The sequence below is a fragment of the Streptomyces sp. NPDC005863 genome (assembly GCF_042871345.1).
Lineage (GTDB): Bacteria > Actinomycetota > Actinomycetes > Streptomycetales > Streptomycetaceae > Streptomyces.
The window spans coordinates 15419-35502 of sequence record NZ_JBIAII010000013.1 but is presented as its reverse complement, the minus strand read 5'-3'; the positions used below and the strand labels follow the sequence as shown (position 1 = coordinate 35502).

The following is a 20084-nucleotide window of genomic DNA, read 5'->3' as shown; positions in this document are numbered from 1 at the left end:
CTCGGCGGGTCGGGAACGCCGGGGGCACCCTCCGCACGCGGACAGCGCCACCCGCCCCTCCCGCGCGGAGAGCGCTACGCGTCCTTCAGCTCCTGCCGCTGCCGGCCGAGCCCCTCGACCTCCAGCTCCACCACGTCGCCCGCCCGCAGATACGGCTTCGGCTCCGGCTGGCCCATCGCCACGCCCGCCGGCGTCCCCGTGTTGATCACGTCACCGGGGTAGAGCGTCATGAACTGGCTTACGTAGCGCACCACTTCGGCGACCGGGAAGATCTGCTGGGCGGTCGTGCCGTCCTGCTTCAGCTCGCCGTTGACCCAGAGCTTCAGGGAGAGTGCCTGCGGGTCAGCGACCTCGTCGGCGGTGACCAGCCACGGGCCCAGCGGGTTGAACGTCTCGCAGTTCTTGCCCTTGTCCCAGGTGCCGCCCCGCTCTATCTGGAACTCGCGCTCCGAGACGTCGTGGGACACCGCGTACCCGGCGACGTGCGCCAGCGCCTCCTCGTGCGACTCCAGGTAGCGCGCCGTACGTCCGATGACCACGGCGAGCTCGACCTCCCAGTCCGTCTTCACCGAGCGGCGCGGCACCAGGACGGTGTCGTCGGGGCCGACCACCGTGTCCGCCGCCTTGAAGAAGACGACGGGCTCGGCGGGCGGCTCGGCACCCGTCTCGCGGGCGTGGTCGTGGTAGTTGAGCCCGATGCAGACGACCTTGCCGATCCGTGCGAGCGGCGGCCCCACGCGCAGCCCGTCGGCCGCGAGAACCGGCAGGTCACCGGCGTCGGCGGCGGCCCGGATCCGGCCCATCGCGGCGGCGTCGGCGAGCACCGTGCCGTCGATGTCGGCGACGATGCCCGACAGGTCACGGAGGGCGCCTTCGGCGTCGAGGAGCGCGGGACGCTCCGATCCTGCGGTACCGACTCGCAGCAGCTTCATGGTCAGACTCCATTCCTTCGGTAGCCCGGCCGATGGGATGCGGCCATCGGAGGTTTGGTCGATCGTCCAAGGTCGCCGTCCGGTCCGCAATACCCCGTTCACGTACTGGACCCTTACCGGGCGGTAGCCGCCGTCACCGTTCCACCGCCGCCGCCCTCACACGGCGGCGGTCAGGGCCCCCGCGCTGCCCGGCATGTCCCGGTACAGCACCGCGCGCTCGACCGCGCTCCACGTCGTGCTGGTCACCACGTACAGCGCGGCGGCCAGCGGCACCACGGCCACGGTGAACAGAGTCATGAACGACATCAACGGCATGAACTTCGTGATCGCGCCCATCCCGGGCACCTGCTGGTCGCCGGAGCCGGCCTGCGGCAGCGGGTTGGCCGCCATCTGCCGCTTGGTGCGCCGGTAGTTGAAGGTGGCGACCACCGCGACGAGGGCGAACAGCGCCAGATAGACGAGGCCCTGCGCGCCGAAGACGCCGCCGTGGCCCAGCGCGTCCGCCCACCGGCCGCCGAGCGGCGCGGCGAAGAGCGTGTGACCGAGCAGCGCGTTGGCCTCGCCGCCGATGCTGGAGTTGGAGAACAGGTGGTAGAGCAGGAAGAAGGCCGGCAGCTGGAAGAGGCTCGGCAGGCAGCCGGAGAGCGGCGACACCCGCTCCTCACGGTGCAGCTCCAGGACGGCCTTCTGCAGCTTCTCCGGGTTCTTGGCGTGCTTCTTGCGCAACTCCGCGATCCGCGGCGACAGCTTGGCGCGGGCCCGCTGGCCCCGGGCCGAGGCCCGCGACAGGGGGTGGACGAGGAGCCGTACGCAGGCGGTGAACAGCACGATCGCGGCGGCGGTCGCCGAGGCGTGGAAGAGCGGGTCGAGCAGGTCGGCGAGGTGCTCGACCAGGCCGGCGAACACGGACATGAAAGCGGACAGGAAATCGGACATGGAGGAGCCCTCCGGGGGTCTCGTCATTGCCGGGGCGGGAGCGGCGACGGGTGAGGTCGCGTCGGCGTGACGGGGCGCACGAAGGGCTCGGGAGTGATCCGGGCGATCCGAGGTGATCTGGACTGATCAGCAGGGATCAGCAGGGATCAGCCGGGTGCGGGCATCGCGCCCGTGTCCCTACGCGGCCGTCAGGAAGGGACGGCCGGGTGCTCGGGGCCGGGTGCGGCCCCTGGCGTCGGGGTCGCGTTGCGGCAGGAAGGCGGTGCGCCGCTCGCGGTCGCGGATGGCGGTGCGCACGCGGGTGCGGGGCACGGCGGGCGCGCAGCGCGCGGCGAGCAGGGAGGAGACGGCGAGCGCGGAGGACGCCGCGGCGGTCGCGGCGAGCGCGACGGCGGCGGTGAGGCTGCCGGTGTCGACGAGGACGACCTCGACGAGCAGGAACAGGAGCAGCAGGGAGGGGCGCGCGGCCGCCCTCGCGGCACGGATCATGTCCCGCACGGCTGCCTCCTCTCCCTGTCCGACGGCTCACATCGACCGTACTCGTACCTGCCGTTATACAGGATCGGCCGCGGAGCCGACCTTGCGGCCGTCCCCCTGGCCCTCCCCGTCCTCCTCGTCGAGGGGATCGCTCGCGAGGACCTCGTCGTCCGGACGCCCGTCCGCGCGGTCGGCGGGCCCCGCGTACGTCACGGCGAGCGCGACGGCGAGGTTGAGCGCGAGCGCGAGGATCCCGGCGTTGACCCCGAGGACGGGATCGTGGTCGCTGAAGACGAGCGCGCACACGACGCCGACGCCCACGACCAGCCCGCTCAGCGCCCCGGCGAGGGTCAGCCTCCGCCACACGAGCCCCAGCAGCAGCATCGGTACGAGCTGGGCCATCCCCTCGTACGAGATGAGGGAGAGGCGTACGAGGGTGTTGGGCGCCCCGTACGTGAGGGCGAGCGCGAGGCCGCCCGCGACGACGACCACGCCCTGCGAGGCGAGCTTCTGCCGCTGCGGGGTGCGCCAGCGCGGCAGCAGCGAGAGCACGCTGCTGCCCCACATGGTCCCGATGACCAGCATGAACACGGCCATCGGCACGATGGACGAGAGCGCGGCCGCGACCCCGATGACGCCGACGGCCCACGCGGGCAGCGAGTCCACCACCAGCTTGAAGAGCGCGAGATTGGACTCGGCGCCGACGAGCCCCGGCACGACGAAGAGCGCGGCCATGCCGAGGAGCATGGGCACGAAGAGGAGGACGTTGTAGGCGGGCAGCCAGATGGCGTTGCGGCGCAGCGCGTCGGCGCTGCGGGCGCCGAGGTACCCGGCGACGGTGGTCGGGAAGATGACGACGGTCAGCGCGTTGAGGAGCGAGGTCGTGGCGAACCACGCCTGCCCGTACGCGCTGCCGCCGCTGCCCGGAAGCGTGAGCCAGTCGCTCTTCTCGCGCACGATCCGGTGGAGGAAGTCCCCGTATCCGTCGAAGTAGTGCAGGGGTACGTAGACGGCGAGGAAGGCGAGGGTCCCGACGACGAGGACGTCCTTCAGGACGGAGACCCAGGCGCTGCCGCGCAGTCCGCTCACCACCACGAACCCGGTGGTGACGGCGAAGCCGATGAAATAGGCCCAGTTGAGGCTGACGGCGCCGTACGAGATCGTCGAGACGACGACGCCCATGCCGGTGATCTGCAACTGGATGTACGGCAGCAGGAAGACGGTGGCGAGGACGGCGACGCCCGCGCCGAGCCAGGGCCGGCCGAAGCGGTGGGCGACCATGTCCGAGATGCTGACCAGCCCGTGGCGCCGGGCGTAGGCCCAGAGCATGGGCCCGACCACGTAACCGACGGCGTACCCGCAGGACATGTAGGCGACGACGTACAGCACGGGGGCGCCGTAGTTGTAGCCCCAGCCCGCGGCGCCCAGATAACTGAAGCTGGTGTAGCCCTCGCCCGCCATCAGCACCCAGATGAACACGGCGCCGAGGCTGCGCCCGCCCACGGACCACTCGGCAATCCCGCCCTGCCGGCCGCGCCCGCGGACGGCGGCGAGGCCGAGGGCGACGGTGGCGGCCATGAAGACGCCGAAGACGGCGGTGGCGACGGCTGCGTTGCTCATGCGCGGCGCCCCTTCCGGTCCCCGCGCGTCCGGTCCGCGCGCCTGCGGTCGCCGCGCTTGCGGTCGCCGCGGTGGGTGAGCCATACGCAGACCGGCGTGAGGAGGGTCGCGCAGAGCAGCCAGAAGAAGAGGAACGGCAGCCCGAGCACGACGGGCCGCACGCGGTTGGCGAAGGGCAGGACCCCGAGGTACAGCACGAAGGGGCCGAGCAGCCAGAGGAGGTGGGGGCGGCGGCGAGCGATCACGAGCCACGACCCTATCGGGGCGGGGCGGATTGAGGACGCGGGCCGTACTCGCTCGGTGCGCTAACGCGGCCGCATCGCGCGCAGCTGGCCCCACACCACGAGCCGGTACTTGGAGGTGTACTCGGGGGTGCAGGTGGTGAGGGTGAGGTAGTACCCGGGCTGCCGGTACCCGTACCCCGCGCGGACGTCGCTGCGCGGCACGTCGCGGATGACGCCCCCGTCGCGGGCGGAGGTCCGGGCGAGGGTCTTGTCGACGACGTACGTGTAGGTGGCGTGCGCGGTCTCGACGGTGACCTCGTCCCCGCGCCGCAGCCGGTTGATGTGGCGGAACGGCTCCCCGTGGGTGTTGCGGTGCCCGGCGAGAGCGAAGTTCCCGGCCTGGCCGGGCTGGGCGGTGCGGGGGTAGTGCCCGGCGTACCCGTGATTGAGCACGGCCGCCTTGCTCACGCCCTCGGCGACGGGGACGCGGATGCCGATGCGGGGGATGCGGAGGATGGCGTAGGCCTGATCCCAGCGGGGGGTGGGGGTACCCGTACGGGAGGTCCCGGACGGGGCGGAGGATCCGCCGCCGCGCGCCTCCCCGCCGCCCGACCCCTTACGGGGACCGTGACCGTGACCGTGACCGGACGAGCCTCCCGAAGGCGGGCGCGGCCCGCTCCCCGTACCCGAGCCCCCGTCCCCGCTCCCTCCCCTGCCCCACTCCTCCTCAAGGGCGTGGACCTTCCGCTCGGCGGCGGCGCGGGCCTGCCGGTTGGTCCACCAGAGCTGGTGCGCGACGAGCAGGAGGAGGACGAGGCCGAGGGTGACGGCGACTTCGGCGGCGTTCCAGAGGGTGCGTACGGCGGGTGAGCGGCGGGGGGTCCGGCCACCCTGCACCACCACCGGAACGACGGGGGCTCGTTCGCGCACGGGGCCTCCTCAGCGCCGGGGCCGCGGTCCGGCCGCCGGGAGAATAGGCGCCGGCCCCGCAACAATCCATGGCACGGCAGGCGGCGAAGCTCATGGCGGGCTCTGTCAGCCGAACCACCCCTCACCCCTCACCCCTCCTGCTGGGACCCCTCCCGGCAGTACCGTGTCCCGTATGCGCCCCGAGAAGCCTGCTGCTGCCGACCACGTCGACGTCGACCACATCGCCGAAGCCGCGCGCCTGGAACGCACGGCCGGCCTGTACCCGGAGGACGCCGAACAGCTCCTCCTCCAGGCCGCGGCCCACCTCGAACTGGCCGGCGCGCGCGATCGCGCGACGACGCTCTACGACCGCCTGCTGTCCGCGGACGCACCGCACCCCGCGGGCTCCCCTCTCCTCGTCCGCGCGCTGAAGGCCTCGAACCTCTGGGAGTACGACCACGAGGCGGAGGCGCGGGCCATCATCGCCGGCGTCCGCGCGGCGGCACCGCTGGACCCGGCGCCGTGGGTGATCGTGGCGGAGGCGCTGGAGCAGCACGACGAGCTGGAGCAGGCGCACGAGACGTTCACGGAGGCGGTGTCGCGGGTCGTCCCGTCCGCCGCCGCGGAACCCCCCTACGCCGCGCACCCGCTCCTCTTCGGCCGCCACCGTGTACGCCGGCTGCTCGGCGCCGAGCACGACGAGTGGGACACGCTGGCCGACCGCGTCTCGACGGCGCCGATCTCCCTGGACGAGCTGCACGACCCGAAGCGGGTGTGGTCCCTGGGCTCGGAGAACCCGGCGGAACTGCGCGCGGAAATCGCCCGTATCCAGGCGGAGTTGGGCTCGTACCGCGAGGCCTTGTCCCGCCCGTTCCCGGTGGCGGTCCTGCACTGGCCGGCGACGGAACTGACGGAACTCCTGACGGCGTACCCGGCCCTGACCTCGGAGTACCCCTCCCACGAGGAGCACCTGTCGACGATAGAGGCGTCACTACGCGAACTCGCCGCCTCCGGCACCCCGAACCTCGGCATCGTGACAGGCACGGTCCCCTCCTACGAGGCCTTCGCAGCCTCAGAGGCCACACCCCCGGAGGACCCGTCCCTACTCCCCCAGTACGCGACGACCCTGGCAGCCCGGGGCCGAGCGGTGCCGTGGCCTCCGGAGGGCGACGGGGGTTGCTGGTGCGGGTCGGGGCGGGGGTATGGGGAGTGCCACGGCATCGATTGACAGTCGGGCCCCGAATTGTCACCCTCCCAAAACCTCCGAAGTCCGACCCGGAACCAGGTCACTTCCAAACCACCACCCGATCACCAGAAACGAGCGGGACTCCAAGACCACATGCCAGGAACGAACGAGCCGCGCCCCCTCCCTGCCCCGGATAGCAAGGAGCTGCGGGAACTGGTCCCCGATGCCGAGACGCGCGCCGTATACCAGGTGCTCTACCGGTCACAGGAAGAGCCATTGGCTATGCCTGCCATCAGGGAGCGTGTCAGCCTCGTTACCGGCAAGGCCAACTTGCAGATGGACCGGCGGCTTCGCTCACTGCGTACGCACTTCGACGTGCCCGCACAACGCATAGCAGGGGAGAGCAACGTTTTCGTCTACCCCCTGCTTGGCTGGAACTCTCAGTTCGGCAAGCGAACGGCACGCAAGAGCATCCCGGGATCAATACGGGCTTTGGTCCATCACACCTACGGCAACCGCTGCGCCGCTTGCGGCCGCACTCCTAAAGACGACCAAGTGAAACTGGTCATCGATCACATGGTCCCGCTTGACCTAGGGGGGACCAACGAACAGGAAAACCTACAGCTGCTATGCGAGGAGGACAACCACAACAAGCAGTCTCTCTTCGCCGACCATCAAGAGAACGCCGTCGCTCTGCGAAGATCACTGACACTCCCCGAAGTCCATCTGCGAATCGGCGAGCTACTGAAGGCGATGGCAGGTGAGGACGTCCCAAAGGAACTTATTGTTCTCGTTGCCCGCGAGGAAAATCATGGCGACCCCACCAAGCGGATGCGTGAGCTCCGGTCCCTCGGCTGGCTTATCGAGAACTCCCAGCGCAAGAAGGGGCGACGCGTACTCTCGTTTTACCGGCTGGAACACTGGGAGCCTTGGCCCCCGGAAGGCCCTCAGGCCGCTGTCGCCAAGATTGAGCGGGCGCGCAGAAGAGCGAAGCGCTCGGAAGGCTCAGCCGGAAATAGCTCACAGGAGTGAGACAGTGAGTGATTCGCAGCCATGGTCTCCGCCCGAAGGCTCATGGGCCTCGTCTGCCGCGAGGCGACGTAACATGCAGGCCATCCGGAGTCGGGACACCAAACCTGAACGGCTGATCAGACGGCTCGTGCACGCCAACGGCCTGCGATATCGCGTGTCGACGCGTCCACTGCCAGGACTTCGCCGGACGGCAGACATGGTCTTCCGTCCAGCGAAGGTAGCTGTTTTCATCGATGGGTGCTACTGGCACGGATGCCCCGAACATTACGTGTCACCAAAGACCAACCCGGGCTACTGGTCTGAAAAGGTGAAACGAAATATGGAACGGGACAGGGATACCGACCAGCAGCTAAGCGAAGCTGGCTGGCTTGTCCTACGCTTCTGGGAGCACACGCCTGCCGAAGAGTCAGCGGCTGAGATCATCCGGCTGGTCTCGGACCGGCGACCTCTGCGTCAGATGAGGGTGTCGCGACCCGATTCGTAAGTCGTTCCGTCCAGCTCGAGGTCCCCAACGGGCGCCTCCAGCAAATCTCCAGTTCGCTCCAATGCGTCCTTAATAGCCAAACCGACAGCTTCGGCAACAGGCGGAGGAAAGGCGTTACCCACCTGTCGGTAACGGGCCGTCTTACGTCCCGCAAAGCGCCAGTCCACAGGGAACCCCTGGATAATCGCCGCCTGTTCAACAGTCAGCATGGGGCCAACACGCTTCACATCTGGACCACTGATCGCCAGATCCATGTTCCCCAGGTCTCTTTCGAGGTTGGGTTCACGCTCGTCGTTAGCGACGCCCATCCCGTTCACGCCCAGGTTGCCCCAAGCCTTCTTCGCTCGGGTCGGTCCCAGGTCAGCCCCGCCGTGCTTCTTGGAGCCACCCACGAGGGTAGGGGCGACCGTTCCTGCCTCAGTGGCCTTTTTGAGCCACTTCTCATACCCCTCAGGCCTGCCTGCGTCAGCGAAACGGCGCTCCATCGTCTCCTTAAGCGCCTGCGCCACTGTTGTCATCTCAGCCTTGGGCTTAGGCCAATCAAACCCGCGGTAGCAATCTCTCCGAATGGCCACCAGGATCGCACGAGGACGCAGCTGAGGAACCCCGAAGTCGGCTGCTTCAAGGAGGCGCCATCCGCACACGACATAATTCATTCTGCGGAGCTCCCGCTTAATATCCTCTCGATATCTCACAAATTTATCGAAAGGCTTCACGAGACCGGCGACGTTTTCGATCATCACCGCGCGAGGGTTCAATTCGTCCACTAGCCTAAGCATCTCCGGAAAGAGATCCCGCTCGTCATCTTGCCCGAGCTGCTTGCCCGCGACGGAGAAAGGAGGGCACGGAACTCCGCCAGCCAGGAGGTCAATATGTTCAATTGTAGGCTTGAAATCCCTGACGTCCATGGAGAAGATTTGGCAGTTGGCCGCCTCCTCCTCCCCCCATACCTTGCGTTCCACCACGTTGAGCTCTAGCGTCTCGGCCGCGTGCTTATCGATCTCGACGAGTGCACGGTGACGGAACCCCGCCCCATGGAGGCCAACTGCCTGGCCTCCAGCTCCCGCGCAGATCTCAATCGAGGTCAGCGGCTGGTCGCTGGAACTCATCGAACGCCTCCCGTTGGTGTAGCTGCAGACACGCAAGTGTCGCATCCACAGACACTGGAACCGGCCCGCGTTGCAGCTTTCGCGGGATTCGTCAGCTCTTGAGCAGGTCCTCCAGGTCCCGCCTGACTTCATCCCGCAACTCCGCTGGCAGCTGCCGGTACATCCCCCAGGCACGTTCAGCCCCGCTCAGCGGTCGCGCATCGGCCGCCATCCACACCAGCAAGTCCTTCTTGAACCGCACTGGCAGCTCCCTGACCCGGTCCCACACCTGCTCACGCGACATCTGCGTACCGGTCAGGTGCCGCACAGTCTCGTTGCAGCGAGCACACTCGGTGATCAAGTCCTCGGCGTTCGCCCCAGCACCTGACTTGTGCGGGTTCACATGCCCCAATGTCAAGCGAGCGTGGGAGCCAGGCTCACCTGGATACTCCTCAGCCGCGGCTACACCGCAACGACGGCACATATGGCCGTCCCTCTCGAAGACGAACCGCCGAGTCTTCGCGCTGATCTGCCTCAGTCCTGCCGCACGGTGTTCCCTCTCCCAGACAGGGAGGCCGATCCTCTCAAGATAGAGCTCGTCTGATTGCAGGCTCGGCTTGTCGCGGTAGGTCTTGATGTCCCAGCCCGCCGGCCTCAGATCTCTCATACGCCGGTCCACCTGCTCGGAGCCAGGGACAGCGGCCCGCAGGGCTTGCTTCTTGAACGTCTGCCCTTCCCCGACCTCATCCCGAAGCCACAAAGCCACCCTCACACGGGTGCCGAGCGCCTCATCACGCCAGTCAGGTCCGGTCTGCACAAGAACCTCCAAGTCGAACGCCTGGCCGCACCATCCCTCTTTTGCGGGCAAAACATAGCTTGCCGACACTTGCCGCGGCAAGTGTCGGCAAGGTGACGTAGACCCTTTAATCTTTCCCGCCGAAGGACTCTCTTCCATGGCGTACCAGCCGAATCAAGCCGCCGACAGCTACTCCTGCCTCGAACTCTGCGCCGGCGCGGGAGGCCAGGCTCTAGGTCTGGAGCAGGCAGGCTTTCGTCACGAAGCGCTGGTGGAGCTTGACGCGGACGCGTGCCGCACTCTGCGCACCAACCGACCAGGCTGGAATGTCGCAGAGGCAGACATCCGGAGCCTGGACACGGATTTCATCGCTGGCTTACAGCCCGTCGCTCTTCTTGCAGCGGGAGTACCCTGCCCGCCGTTCTCACTTGCCGGCCATCAGTTGGGGGCTGAAGACGAGCGCGACCTCTTCCCGTCCGTGCTGTCACTGATCCCTGCAATCAGACCGCGAGCCGTCCTCATCGAGAACGTAAAGGGACTTCTGCAGAAAAAGTTCTCCGATTACCGCCTCGGGATCGTCCAGGCCCTCTCAGAGCTTGGGTACACCGCGGAGTGGCGACTGTTGTACGCGCGAGATTTTGGAGTACCTCAGCTGCGTCCACGTGCCGTCCTCGTAGCCCTGGAGCCTCACGAGTTCGGTCATTTCCAATGGCCGGACGTGAGCTCTCGTGAGTTCGGCCCATCGCACGTGGGGAGTGTTCTGCGTGAGTCAATGGCATCCCAAGGATGGGAACTGGCAGATCTCTGGGCCCAGCAGGCCCAGAAGATCGCCCCCACCCTGTGCGGCGGCTCAAAGAAGCATGGCGGCCCAGATCTCGGTCCTGCACGCGCGCGGAAGGCATGGGCGGAGATCGGGGTCAATGGATCCGGCGTCGCTGACGCTCCACCCGCCCCAGGTGATGTACTTCCGGTGAAGCTGACCATCGGACAGATGGCGCTCTTGCAGGGCTTCCCGCCAACCTGGAAATTTTCAGGTGGCAAGACATCGTCATACCGTCAAGTCGGCAATGCTTTTCCGCCGCCGGTGGCTCAAGCGGTCGGCCACGAGGTCGCGAACGCCCTGAATCACGCGGACCGCGCAGTCGAGAGCGGCGTCCACTTCCACAGCAGCGTGAAGGGCGCATCGCTGCCCTAACTAGCAGCATGTGACTCCAGGTGTCGAAGCAGCGCCCGAACATCGGTCATGTCCATGCCTGCCGCAAGCGATGGCTCTTCCTGCAAATCCGCGAGCTGCTGCACGGACGGATCGTCGAGGATCTGTCCCATGAATTCGAGCTTGTCCTCCAGCCGCAAAGCTACTACTTCGTCGATAGTCCCCTCGGCGGCCAGGACCGTAACTCGTGTATCAGTGCCGGGTTCGAGCCCCAGCCGGTGGATGCGGTCAAGGCTCTGCAGGAATCTGCCAGCCATGAAGTCGCGGTCGACATAAACGGCGTCATGGCAGACCTGGTGAAGACTGATGCCCTCCCCCAGGGTCGCGGGGTTAGAAAGCAGCACGTGACAGTCAGGATCCTCCCTGAAACGCTTGAGCTGCTCCTCACGGTCAGGGGTTCCGCCGTGCACCACGGCCGGCTGATAGGAGGAGAAGAGCCGCTCCATCGTGGTGAGGCTGCGCACGAACGTCGTCCACACCAGTGTCTTCCGACCCTGGGCAGCGTTCTCTGCGACGATGCTCAGCGCTTCCTTGTACTTCGGAGAGAACTCATAGTCGGGCAGTTGCTTGAGCAGGGCGTAGAGAGAGTCCGTCTGCGGTACCTCCAAGGGCGGAACTCGATAGTCGAGGGGGGCATACCGGCTCTCTCCCTCCATGAGCAGGGCGGGACTTGTAGCAGCCATGAGGAGCCGCAACATTGCCTTGCCCAGAGCGTCGAAGTCTTCCCGGCCGGCCTCAGCGCGAGCCGTGTACCGGCCAACGAGCGCGTCATAAACCTCCCGGTGCAGCGAAGGCAACTCGACGTAGCGGATACGTGTCTCGAACGGGGGCAAACCGAGTTCGTTCTTGGTGGTGCGGGTGAAAAGCGGCCGCAACACGGTGCTCGCATGGCCCAGATCGCCACCGGCTACGGCGTTGGTCACAACGCGACGTCCATGCCCGGGCCAGACGAAGGACAGCAGGTTCTCCAGGTCGCGCGCGCCGTTAGGGGCCGGCGTTCCGGTAAGGATGAGGCGCCGACGGGCCAGCGGACCAAGTGCCATGCAGGCGCTGCCGTAGATACCGCGCGCCCCGAGCTTCATTCGGTGCGCCTCATCGAGAATGAGCATCGAAGGTGCACCGCGCAGCCAAGTCGCGAGAGCAGGTAGAGAACGGTCGAGGCGCTCGTAGTTCACGATCAGGACATCTGTTCCCGGCATGGGGGTGCCCTTCATAACCCGGGTGGTGAGGGGTTCCTTGAAGCACACCGCGCTCTCGTAACCCCACGCTTCGTACGCCGACTTAGGACTGACGACAAGTAGCCTCCGTACACTCCCCTGCTCCCGCATCGCGGCGAATACGGCCAAACCGACACGCGTCTTACCGGCCCCTGGAACGGAGAAGTTCGCACCGTGCTGCAAAGACAGAAGACGAGCAATGTCGCGGCGCTGGAAGTCAGTCAGGTCAGCGCGCCACTCCGGACCGAGCCGGTCCAGGACTGCGTCCGGCGATACGGTGTCGGCCGCTCCAGAGTCCTCCAGCCACCGCTCGGCACGCTCGGCATCGTCAAGCACGCCGCCGACGAGGGTTGCCAGCTCATCGTCCCACTCGACGTCCGGGAACGGCCAAACGGCCAGGGCCTCAAGCCCCGTGAGGAAGTCATCGAGGTCGACCTCAACAGACAACAGCGTGCGCTGCCCGGCAGCGGGGAATCGTGCCGCCAGCTTCGCGAAGTCTCCTTCACGTCCCTGAGCCGCTCGTAGAACAGCACGCGTCCGGGTGACATCGGAAGAGATGCGCAGAGACGGCTCGGCAGAGGTGGTCACACTCCCCCCTGCCTGACCGATTCTCGGAGCCAGGAGACACCGTCACCTGGAGCCTTGATGCTGCGCTGGGTCGCTACCGCAAGTTTCGTCAGGGTCTCGCGGAGACTCAGGACCGCCTCATCGAAGGCCTCCTCGTCGAGGCTTCCGGAAGCCTTGGCTAGCGTGAGATCGGTGATGCACTGCTCGATGTCCTGGCAGGCGTCGGTGATGCGGTCCTGTGCCGCCTGCTTACGCTTACGCACGCGAGCATCCTTGCCTGCCGGTTCCAGTGCTTCCTCAACGGCCTTGCGTGCCGCGGCGAACGTTGCCGTTGCCGTCCTACTTCGTTCGGTGAGAAGACCGTCCTCTTCGGCCTCGACCGCCTTCGCTTTCAGAATGGTGTCCGTCAGAGCCTTAGCCTGGGCAATCTGCGGAGCGGCCGGCTTCATAGTCCGGTTAAGCCCGGGGATGGCCACTGCGGTCGGAGCAGCGGCCTGCGTCTTCATCCCATCCGGCAATCTCCTGTCCAAGTACCGTCCCCTGAAGTCCGGTTCGATCAGCCGCACGTCGGTCTTTGAGAACCCCAGGACGATTGCCGTGAGCCGGGTCTCTTTCAGGACCTCTGCATTCTCCTTGTTTGCCGCAGATTCCTTGGCGTACCGGCGGTACAGCTCCCGGAGCTTCTCCTGGTGCTGCTCGAAATCCAGCAGCCGCAGCTGAGCACCTCCGTCACTTGACCGCTCGATGAGGTCGCGCAGGCAGGAGAGAATCCACAGGTCTTGCTCACATGTGCTAGCACGGATACGGAACTCCCTTGCCACATCAGCCAGTGGTCGGCCCAGAAGTTGCTGCTCCTCCATGGCCAGCAATCGGTTGATGTAGGAGTAGTCCCGGCGCTGGTCCGGTCGGAGCTGGAGCGAGAGCTCCACGGCGTTGATGTCATCCCAAGTGCACGACTCCGGGAGTACACCCACCCGGATGTTCGTGACACCCAGCTCCTTGAGGGCCGCACGACGGGTGTTGCCGTTGACCAGAATGCCGTCCCGCGTGATGAGACCTGGTTCGTTCTGACGGTAGGAGCGGAGACTTTCCATCAGATCGTCGAAGTCGGGGTCCTTCTTCGAAGGGTCCGCCGGCAGCATTTGCAACAGATAGTGCAAGTAGTCCTGGCTTTCTGGCGCCCAGGGCCTCTGCTCAAGAAGTTTGTCGCGGTCAGGCTCGTGGTCCCGCTGGGCGCGGATACGGTGTGTTCCCGGGTTGTAGTAGAGCTCCTCCACCGGCATGTCGATGACCTCGACGGAGAGCGGTTGCGTCCGCCACTCGATGGTGAGCGTCTCCCTCACGGCGTTCCCGCCCGCGATTTCCTTCAACCTCTTTTCGACCCGTGCCTTGTTCTCATCCGCCAGCGGCGGTCGGCCAAAGTCCTTGCGCACCAGATCTCCTCACAAGCGTCAGATTCACTACTGTTACCGCGAGGCCGCCTCCCTCCCGGGGGAAGGAGGCGTGACCCCGCGGGCCATCATGGGTTTGTGGCCCCTACTCAGCCCTCGACTTCAGGGCATCGCGAACCTTCGCCCTCGACTCTTCCGGAAGCGTCCGGTAGTCGGCCCAGAATGCCTCCGCCGGACTGAACTCACGCTGGTCGCGGTCCATCCAGCCCGAGAGCACCCTGCGTTCCAAGCTGCTCAAGCCCTCGGCGCGCCTCAGCATCTCCCCCAGATCCGTCACAGCACCGCGGCCGCCTACCCGGCAGCGATTGCACTCAGCGACGAGCTCCGTCGTCTCAGCGCCGTTCGCCTGTCGCACCGTCCGGCGAGCAATGTCGATCTGTGCGGACTCGTAGGTGCCGGCATAGATCTCACCCGGCGCGATGCCGCATGACCGGCAGAAGTGCCCGTCCCGGGCGAGGACTTCGCGCCGTCGGGTCTGAGTGATCGCAGTGCCGGGGCGCGTGCCCTTGCCCGGCTGCCACACAGGCTCGCCCTGCTTCACGAAACGCTGCTCGTGCTGGCCGAGGGAGGCGTCCTCACGGTTGGTATTGATCTGCCAGCCGTGGTCCCTCAGGTCACGTACTCGGCGATCAGCCTGACTGACCCCTGGGAAGGCGGCCTTCACTTCTTCCTTGGTGAAGATGTTCCCTTCGCCCACCACAGTCACCAGCCACAAGCCGGCGCGCTTCATGGTGCCGAGCTTCGGGTCAGTCCATGACGGCATGTTCACCTCGTACCCCTCATCCTTGTGCTGGGTCCACCTGGGCCGCGAGCAGCAGGGAGTTCCGCCGGTCTGCGACACCAGAAGCCTTGCTCAGACAGGGGCGAGAAAGCCAGCGATGCCAAGGAATTGCACTGACGCCATATATTGCACGTCCGCAATGGCCGAAACGCCTACTCAAGATGCCACTTGCTCCAGGAGTATGGAGGGTCCACTCAGACGCCCACGCCATACGGAAGGCTGGCTCATATATGGCGACGAGATCTGCGGGGAGCCTTCCCCAGCAGGATGGCGCTGTTCTCCTGCCCTTACCCAGCGAGGTGTTCCTGGAGGCCCTGCGCGGCGTACTGACCGCCGTGGGCCTCACTCAGGACACAATCGCCAAGCGGGCAGGCGTCAGTCAGTCCAGCCTGTCCTGTTACAGCACCGGCAGACGGGTGCCGGACGTGGGGAAACTGGAGAGGATCTACAAGGTCCTCGAAGACGAGGCTCAGCGGACTTCGGCACAGGCATTGCCGCACACGCTCCCCTACCTGCTCCAGCTCCGCGACGCCGCTCGCGCTCAGCGCATCGCTCCCTCAGCCGCGAACGCCGCTATCGCGGCTACGGCAACACGGCCCACGCAACAGCCGGCCTACTCAGCCTTTCGCAAGCGACGCCGCATGAAGCGGCTTCGGCTCGCCCACCGCAAACTTGCGACCCCGACGACACAGACAGATGTGCCGGTCCCCCCGCACGAGGGGGACCGGCACCCTGCCGACAACACTCACGCCGCCGACATCGCGGCCTACCTCAGCCACGTAGCGGCGGGCAGGTTCCGGGACGCGCAATTCATCGTCTGGGCGAAGGGCAACAGTCTCGCCTCGCGAGAGTTCCCTCACGCCATAGCGTCATATCGGGACGCCGGAGCGGACGACGGGGCGGAGGCCATGCTTAACGCCGCCGCGAATCGTGCGGACATCCAGGCTTCCGTCAACATCACCGCCGCGCTGATCGATGAAGGTCAAGTAGCCGACGCGCAAGCCATACTGACGGCCATCCGCACGGACCAGTAGACCGTTGCCACCAGTGCCGGCGAGCCACCTACGCCACGGCGTCGGCCTCCGCTGCAAAGTGCATCTGTGCCCGTTCGAGTGCCTCTTCCGGATCGCCCCCTTGCGCTGCCAGCCAGTGGAGCAGGTCGGCGATCATGTCCGTGACTGACCCCTCGAGAACGGCGGACGTCGGCACGGAGGACGAGCTTCCACTGGTAAAGCGCCGATACTCTTCGAGGATCAGTTGAGCGCGCCGTACGCGCATGCAGTGCCGTGCCGGCTCAAGAGAGAGCTCACACCACACGGCCTTGCCACCGGCGGTAAGTCGGGTGCCCCACTCCTCACACATCGAGGCCAGCAGGTGGAGGCCGCGTCCGCACTCAGCTTCCGTGCACGCCACGCGCAGCGTCGGCACATCGCGACTCTCGTCGTGCACCTCCACTCGGAGACGGTCGCCTCTCGCCTCAAGGACCAGGATGGCCGCCACCCCTTCTCCCACGTGCTTGATGACGTTCGTCGCCAGCTCAGTGGCGACCAGTCCGGCCTCACCCGCGACGCTTGATGCTCCCCATCGCTCCAAATTGCGCTTCACCTCCTCGCGAAGCAGGTAGAGCTCCGTGGGCACCGCGTCAAATGGCACGACGCAGCTCAGTCGCCGTTCGCCCTCTTCGTACATGCTCATGGAGAGGTTCCCTCCTAGGCCACACAGCGCTGCGCCCGCCGTATCCGTACGGCTACGCCATGTAGCGAACTGCTACGAGCATGGCACGGAGAAGTCTCACTGTGTAACTTCTCACGAGAATCCATCGAGTGAATCCTCAGCAGGTCAACTCGGCCTCCACATAGCCTGATTGCGCCTTCAGGACCGACCGCCGGGCCTCAGGGGAGGAGCTGCATGTCCGTACGGACCACCACACGTCGACGCCAGTTGGGCGCCATGTTGCGCAAGCTGCGCGCTCGCAAGGGCCTGACTCTTGAGGAAGCCGGCACTCTCGTTGGGGTGTCCAAGGCGACGGTCAGCCGGTACGAGACGCAAGCCGGCCCGGTCAAGTGGCTCGTGGTTGACGCCCTATGTCGTGAGTACTCGGCAACGGAAGCCGAGCAACGGGCGGTTGTCGCCCTTGCCAGAGATGCAAAACAGCAGGGGTGGTGGCGGTCCTTCACCGACTCCATTCCCGAAAGCATGAATCTGCTGCTCACCCTGGAGAACGAGGCTGTACGAGAGGAGCACTTCTCCTGCGTCTACGTTCCTGGGCTGCTGCAGACACGCGCTTACACGACCGCGGTCCAGCAGGCCAACGAGATGCGCCTCGACCCGACGGAGATGGAACGTCTCGTGGACATCCGCATGAAGCGTCAGGAGATCTTGAACCGGCCGAGTCCTCCTGGGCTGTGGGCGATCCTCGACGAGTCCGTCATCCGCCGCGTCGTGGGCTCGCCCGCTGTCATGAAAGAGCAGCTCGGGCGACTGCTCGAAGCGAACGAGGCTCCAGGCATCACACTTCAGGTCCTGCCCTTCTCTAAAGGGGCTCACTCCGCCGCGCTCGGCAGCTTCGTGATCATCGGCGGCACCGAACCTGCTCTGGACGTCGTCTACGTCGACCTCCACACCGGATCACTTTTCCTGGAGAAGGAGGAGGAACTGGAGCGTTACCGACTTGCGTTCGATTACCTCCGCGCACAAGCGTTGGACGTGGAAGCCTCTTCCTCCATGATCCGACGCGTTCGCAAGGAGCTGTAATGCCTGCTGTAGTGCCTCCGTCCGACGCTGCGCTCCCGTGGTTCAAGTCCTCCTACAGCGGGGGCAACACCACTGAGTGTGTAGAGGCGGCCTTCCTTCCCCGAGGTGTCCTCATACGTGACTCCAAGCGGGCTGACGGACCCCGCCTCTCCGTCTCCTCGCTGCCCTGGACGCAATTTGTCGCGAGCACCGCCGACCGCCTCTGACTTCCGGTCGTGGCGGTGACGCGGTTCGCGGCCCTCGTGCAGCACCGTTATGCATGGGATGGGCGCAGCCGTGCACCAGGTACCCATGGGACACACACGGCGCCATGTATGAGGAGGAGACCCCTTGCCTTACGCCCCCGAGCATGATTACGACCGGCAGTTCCTCGACCAAGCCGTCGCCGCCTCCCGCCGCTCCCTCGACGACGGGAGTGTCAAGAAGCCCTTTGGTGCTCTCGTCGTGCTGGGCGGGGAAGTTGTGGGGTTTGGGGTCAATTCCGTTGTCGAGGCTTGTGATCCCACCGCTCATGCCGAAGTCATGGCTCTGCGGGATGCCGGGCGGCGGCTCGGGGGCTATCTCATCGAGGGGGCCACGCTCTACTCCAGTTGTGAGCCCTGTCCCATGTGTCTCACCGCCTGCTACTGGGCCGGGATCTCGCGGCTCGTGTACGCCGCCGATCGGTACGATGCCGCCCGTCATGGCCACCCTGACCTGCAGTTTTACCGTGAGCTTGCGTTGCCCAACGCCGAGCGGCGGTTGGTGGACGAGGTCGCCGTCGAAGGGGCGGCTCGCTCGGACGCCGTCGGCGTGCTCGCCGCGTGGGCCAACCGCCAGCCCGGGCCGACCGAGTCGAAGCTCTGAACCCGCCTCCCTGCGGCTCCTCGCTCCGCGTTAGCCTCACCCCATAGACAACATGGACGTATCACCGAGAGGCGGACCAATCATGGCGAAGATTCCGGCAGCAGCGGTGGCCGCGGGCGGGCTCATCGGGGGGTACACCACCGCCCGTATCACCAAGAAGCGGCCCCTCGGCGGAGTCGTGCTCGCCGCGGCCGGGACCGTGGCCGCACGGCAGTGGCGCGAGGCCGCCGGCGGGAAGACCGCCGCCGCGCTCTCCGCCGCCTACGTCGCCGGGTTCGCCGGATCGCATCCGCTCGCCAAGAAGGTCGGCGCCTGGCCCGCCGTCTTCGGGGTGGCCGCCGGCGTCGCCGCCGCCTCCTGGGCCCTCGCCGACCGTCGCGCCTGACGTCTGACGTCTGACGGGCCTGACGGGCCTGACGGGGGGAGGCTGGAGCCGGTTCCGGGCGGGAGGTCTGTACGGGGGCCAACCCCGTCAGCCCCCCAACGTCAGCTCCGACCGCGGGGCCGCCACCAGTGCGAGGGCCACCTCACCCCCTCCCATCGACCTCGCCCCGCCCACCCCTGAACGTCCCCCGATACGTCGCCGGCGGCACCCCCACCCCCGCCACGAAGTGCTGCCTCAGCGATGACGCCGTGCCGAAGCCCGTTTCCGTCGCCACGCGGTCCACCGTGTGGTCCGTCGCTTCGAGGAGTTCGCGGGCCCGGTCCACCCGGCGCTGGGTCAGCCACTGCATCGGGGTCAGGCCCGTCTCCTCGCGGAAGCGGCGGTTGAACGTCCGTACGCTCATCGAGACGCGCGCGGCCAGCTCGCCCAGCGTCAGCGGCTCGTGCAGGTGCTCCACGGCCCACGCGCGCGCCGCCGCCGTCGACGTCAACTTCTCCTGTGTCACCGGGCGTTGGATGTACTGCGCCTGGCCGCCCTCCCGGTGCGGCGGCACCACCGTGCGGCGTGCCACGTCCGCCGCCACCGCCGCGCCGTGGTCCTCGCGGATCATGTGCAGGCACAGGTCCACGCCCGCCGCCTCCCCCGCCGAGGTGAGGATCCGGCCCTCGTCGACGTACAGGACGTCGGGATCCACCGTCACCGCCGGGAACGTACGGGCGAACAGGTCCGTCGACAGCCAGTGCGTCGTCGCCCTGCGGCCGTCCAGCAGGCCCGCGGCCGCCAGGACGAACGCCCCCGTGCAGATCGACGCCAGCCGCACCCCGCCGCCGCCCAGGGAGTCGAGCGCCCGCGCGAGCTGGGCCGGCAGGGTTCCGGGGGCCAGGGACTCGTCCTCCTCGTGCGACGCCGGGACGATCACCGTCTGCGCCCACCGCAGCGCCTCCGCCCCGTGCGGGGCACCGATCGGGAAGTCCGCGTCCGTACGGATCTCGCGCGGACCGTCCACCGCACACGTCCGCACCTCGTACAGCCGCTCCCCCGGCGCCCGCTCCCCTGCCTGGCCCTCCCCCGACGGGCCACGCGCCCCGCCGAACAGCTGGTGCACCAGCCCCAGTTCCATCGGCAGCACGCCGTCCCGCACCAGCACCGCCACCCGGTGGCCACCACGACCACCACGACCACCGCG

The 20084-nt window shown here is 67.0% G+C and carries 22 protein-coding genes; 9 read left to right on the top strand and 13 right to left on the bottom strand.

Features of this window, described 5'->3' with window-relative positions; genetic code table 11:
* Window positions 1-74: 74 nt before the first annotated feature.
* From ACFYO9_RS33070 to ACFYO9_RS33045, 6 genes are all read right to left on the bottom strand, one after another.
* Complete coding sequence (locus tag ACFYO9_RS33070; RefSeq protein ID WP_358705541.1) at window positions 75-932, bottom strand: fumarylacetoacetate hydrolase family protein; 858 nt, start codon at window positions 930-932, stop codon at window positions 75-77.
* Between the two features lie 156 nt (window positions 933-1088).
* On the bottom strand, window positions 1089-1856 hold the full coding sequence (locus ACFYO9_RS33065) for a YidC/Oxa1 family membrane protein insertase (protein ID WP_358778611.1): 768 nt from the start codon (window positions 1854-1856) through the stop codon (window positions 1089-1091).
* Window positions 1857-2045: 189 nt separating this feature from the next.
* Window positions 2046-2357: a DUF6412 domain-containing protein gene (locus ACFYO9_RS33060; protein WP_358705806.1), complete on the bottom strand. Its 312-nt coding sequence runs from the start codon at window positions 2355-2357 to the stop codon at window positions 2046-2048.
* 63 nt (window positions 2358-2420) lie between these two features.
* Window positions 2421-3965: a sodium:solute symporter family protein gene (locus ACFYO9_RS33055; protein ID WP_358778587.1), complete on the bottom strand. Its 1545-nt coding sequence runs from the start codon at window positions 3963-3965 to the stop codon at window positions 2421-2423.
* Window positions 3962-4210, bottom strand: coding sequence for a DUF3311 domain-containing protein (locus ACFYO9_RS33050; RefSeq protein WP_358778586.1), 249 nt, complete (start codon window positions 4208-4210; stop codon window positions 3962-3964). The genes ACFYO9_RS33055 and ACFYO9_RS33050 overlap by 4 nt, the downstream gene beginning before the upstream one ends.
* 60 nt (window positions 4211-4270) lie before the next feature.
* Window positions 4271-5119, bottom strand: a complete 849-nt coding sequence (locus ACFYO9_RS33045) for a class E sortase (RefSeq protein ID WP_388666801.1) — start codon at window positions 5117-5119, stop codon at window positions 4271-4273.
* Window positions 5120-5291: 172 nt separating this feature from the next.
* On the opposite strand from ACFYO9_RS33045, the gene ACFYO9_RS33040 reads away from it, so the two are divergent.
* The 3 genes from ACFYO9_RS33040 (at window position 5292) to ACFYO9_RS33030 (ending at window position 7800) form a co-directional block, all read left to right on the top strand.
* A complete protein-coding gene (locus tag ACFYO9_RS33040; RefSeq protein WP_358778585.1) occupies window positions 5292-6326 on the top strand; it encodes an SEC-C metal-binding domain-containing protein in 1035 nt (344 codons plus the stop codon).
* A 111-nt stretch (window positions 6327-6437) separates the two neighbouring features.
* Window positions 6438-7316, top strand: a complete 879-nt coding sequence (locus ACFYO9_RS33035; RefSeq protein WP_355816464.1) for an HNH endonuclease — start codon at window positions 6438-6440, stop codon at window positions 7314-7316.
* Window positions 7300-7800, top strand: a complete 501-nt coding sequence (locus ACFYO9_RS33030; protein WP_388666821.1) for a very short patch repair endonuclease — start codon at window positions 7300-7302, stop codon at window positions 7798-7800. Before ACFYO9_RS33035 ends, ACFYO9_RS33030 begins: the two co-directional genes overlap by 17 nt.
* Here ACFYO9_RS33030 and ACFYO9_RS33025 read toward each other — a convergent pair.
* Both ACFYO9_RS33025 and ACFYO9_RS33020 read right to left on the bottom strand, forming a co-directional pair.
* Window positions 7770-8909 carry a DNA (cytosine-5-)-methyltransferase gene (locus ACFYO9_RS33025; RefSeq protein WP_358778584.1) on the bottom strand — a complete coding sequence of 380 codons (1140 nt, stop codon included), beginning with the start codon at window positions 8907-8909 and terminating at the stop codon, window positions 7770-7772. The two genes, ACFYO9_RS33030 and ACFYO9_RS33025, sit on opposite strands and share 31 nt — an antisense overlap.
* Before the next feature lie 91 nt (window positions 8910-9000).
* On the bottom strand, window positions 9001-9717 hold the full coding sequence (locus ACFYO9_RS33020) for an HNH endonuclease (RefSeq protein ID WP_355816456.1): 717 nt from the start codon (window positions 9715-9717) through the stop codon (window positions 9001-9003).
* 124 nt (window positions 9718-9841) lie between these two features.
* On the opposite strand from ACFYO9_RS33020, the gene ACFYO9_RS33015 reads away from it, so the two are divergent.
* Window positions 9842-10879 (top strand): DNA (cytosine-5-)-methyltransferase, encoded by a 1038-nt coding sequence (locus ACFYO9_RS33015; RefSeq protein ID WP_358778583.1) that lies wholly within the window; start codon window positions 9842-9844, stop codon window positions 10877-10879.
* On the opposite strand, the gene ACFYO9_RS33010 is transcribed toward ACFYO9_RS33015, so the two are convergent.
* The 3 genes from ACFYO9_RS33010 to ACFYO9_RS33000 form a co-directional block, all read right to left on the bottom strand.
* Complete coding sequence (locus tag ACFYO9_RS33010; protein ID WP_358778582.1) at window positions 10876-12702, bottom strand: DEAD/DEAH box helicase; 1827 nt, start codon at window positions 12700-12702, stop codon at window positions 10876-10878. The two genes, ACFYO9_RS33015 and ACFYO9_RS33010, sit on opposite strands and share 4 nt — an antisense overlap.
* Window positions 12699-14114, bottom strand: coding sequence for a transcriptional regulator (locus ACFYO9_RS33005; RefSeq protein WP_358778581.1), 1416 nt, complete (start codon window positions 14112-14114; stop codon window positions 12699-12701). The genes ACFYO9_RS33010 and ACFYO9_RS33005 overlap by 4 nt, the downstream gene beginning before the upstream one ends.
* 103 nt (window positions 14115-14217) lie before the next feature.
* Window positions 14218-14901, bottom strand: coding sequence for a hypothetical protein (locus ACFYO9_RS33000; protein ID WP_358778580.1), 684 nt, complete (start codon window positions 14899-14901; stop codon window positions 14218-14220).
* A gap of 311 nt (window positions 14902-15212) precedes the next feature.
* Between ACFYO9_RS33000 and ACFYO9_RS32995 the strand changes: the two genes are divergently transcribed.
* The gene (locus tag ACFYO9_RS32995; protein ID WP_388666798.1) at window positions 15213-15947 is read left to right on the top strand and encodes a helix-turn-helix domain-containing protein; all 735 of its coding nucleotides are present in this window, start codon (window positions 15213-15215) and stop codon (window positions 15945-15947) included.
* Between the two features lie 28 nt (window positions 15948-15975).
* Here the strand turns inward: ACFYO9_RS32995 and ACFYO9_RS32990 are convergent, their stop codons facing one another.
* The gene (locus ACFYO9_RS32990) at window positions 15976-16608 is read right to left on the bottom strand and encodes an ATP-binding protein (RefSeq protein ID WP_358778578.1); all 633 of its coding nucleotides are present in this window, start codon (window positions 16606-16608) and stop codon (window positions 15976-15978) included.
* 213 nt (window positions 16609-16821) lie between these two features.
* Here ACFYO9_RS32990 and ACFYO9_RS32985 point away from each other — a divergent pair, with 213 nt between their 5' ends.
* The 4 genes from ACFYO9_RS32985 (at window position 16822) to ACFYO9_RS32970 (ending at window position 18898) form a co-directional block, all read left to right on the top strand.
* The gene (locus ACFYO9_RS32985; RefSeq protein ID WP_355816436.1) at window positions 16822-17667 is read left to right on the top strand and encodes a helix-turn-helix transcriptional regulator; all 846 of its coding nucleotides are present in this window, start codon (window positions 16822-16824) and stop codon (window positions 17665-17667) included.
* Complete coding sequence (locus tag ACFYO9_RS32980; protein WP_355816433.1) at window positions 17667-17873, top strand: DUF397 domain-containing protein; 207 nt, start codon at window positions 17667-17669, stop codon at window positions 17871-17873. The genes ACFYO9_RS32985 and ACFYO9_RS32980 overlap by 1 nt, the downstream gene beginning before the upstream one ends.
* Before the next feature lie 124 nt (window positions 17874-17997).
* Window positions 17998-18513 (top strand): nucleoside deaminase, encoded by a 516-nt coding sequence (locus ACFYO9_RS32975; RefSeq protein ID WP_358778577.1) that lies wholly within the window; start codon window positions 17998-18000, stop codon window positions 18511-18513.
* Between the two features lie 82 nt (window positions 18514-18595).
* Complete coding sequence (locus tag ACFYO9_RS32970) at window positions 18596-18898, top strand: hypothetical protein (RefSeq protein WP_358705551.1); 303 nt, start codon at window positions 18596-18598, stop codon at window positions 18896-18898.
* A 142-nt stretch (window positions 18899-19040) separates the two neighbouring features.
* Here the strand turns inward: ACFYO9_RS32970 and ACFYO9_RS32965 are convergent, their stop codons facing one another.
* Window positions 19041-20018, bottom strand: coding sequence for a helix-turn-helix domain-containing protein (locus ACFYO9_RS32965; protein ID WP_358778609.1), 978 nt, complete (start codon window positions 20016-20018; stop codon window positions 19041-19043).
* Window positions 20019-20084 lie beyond the last annotated feature (66 nt).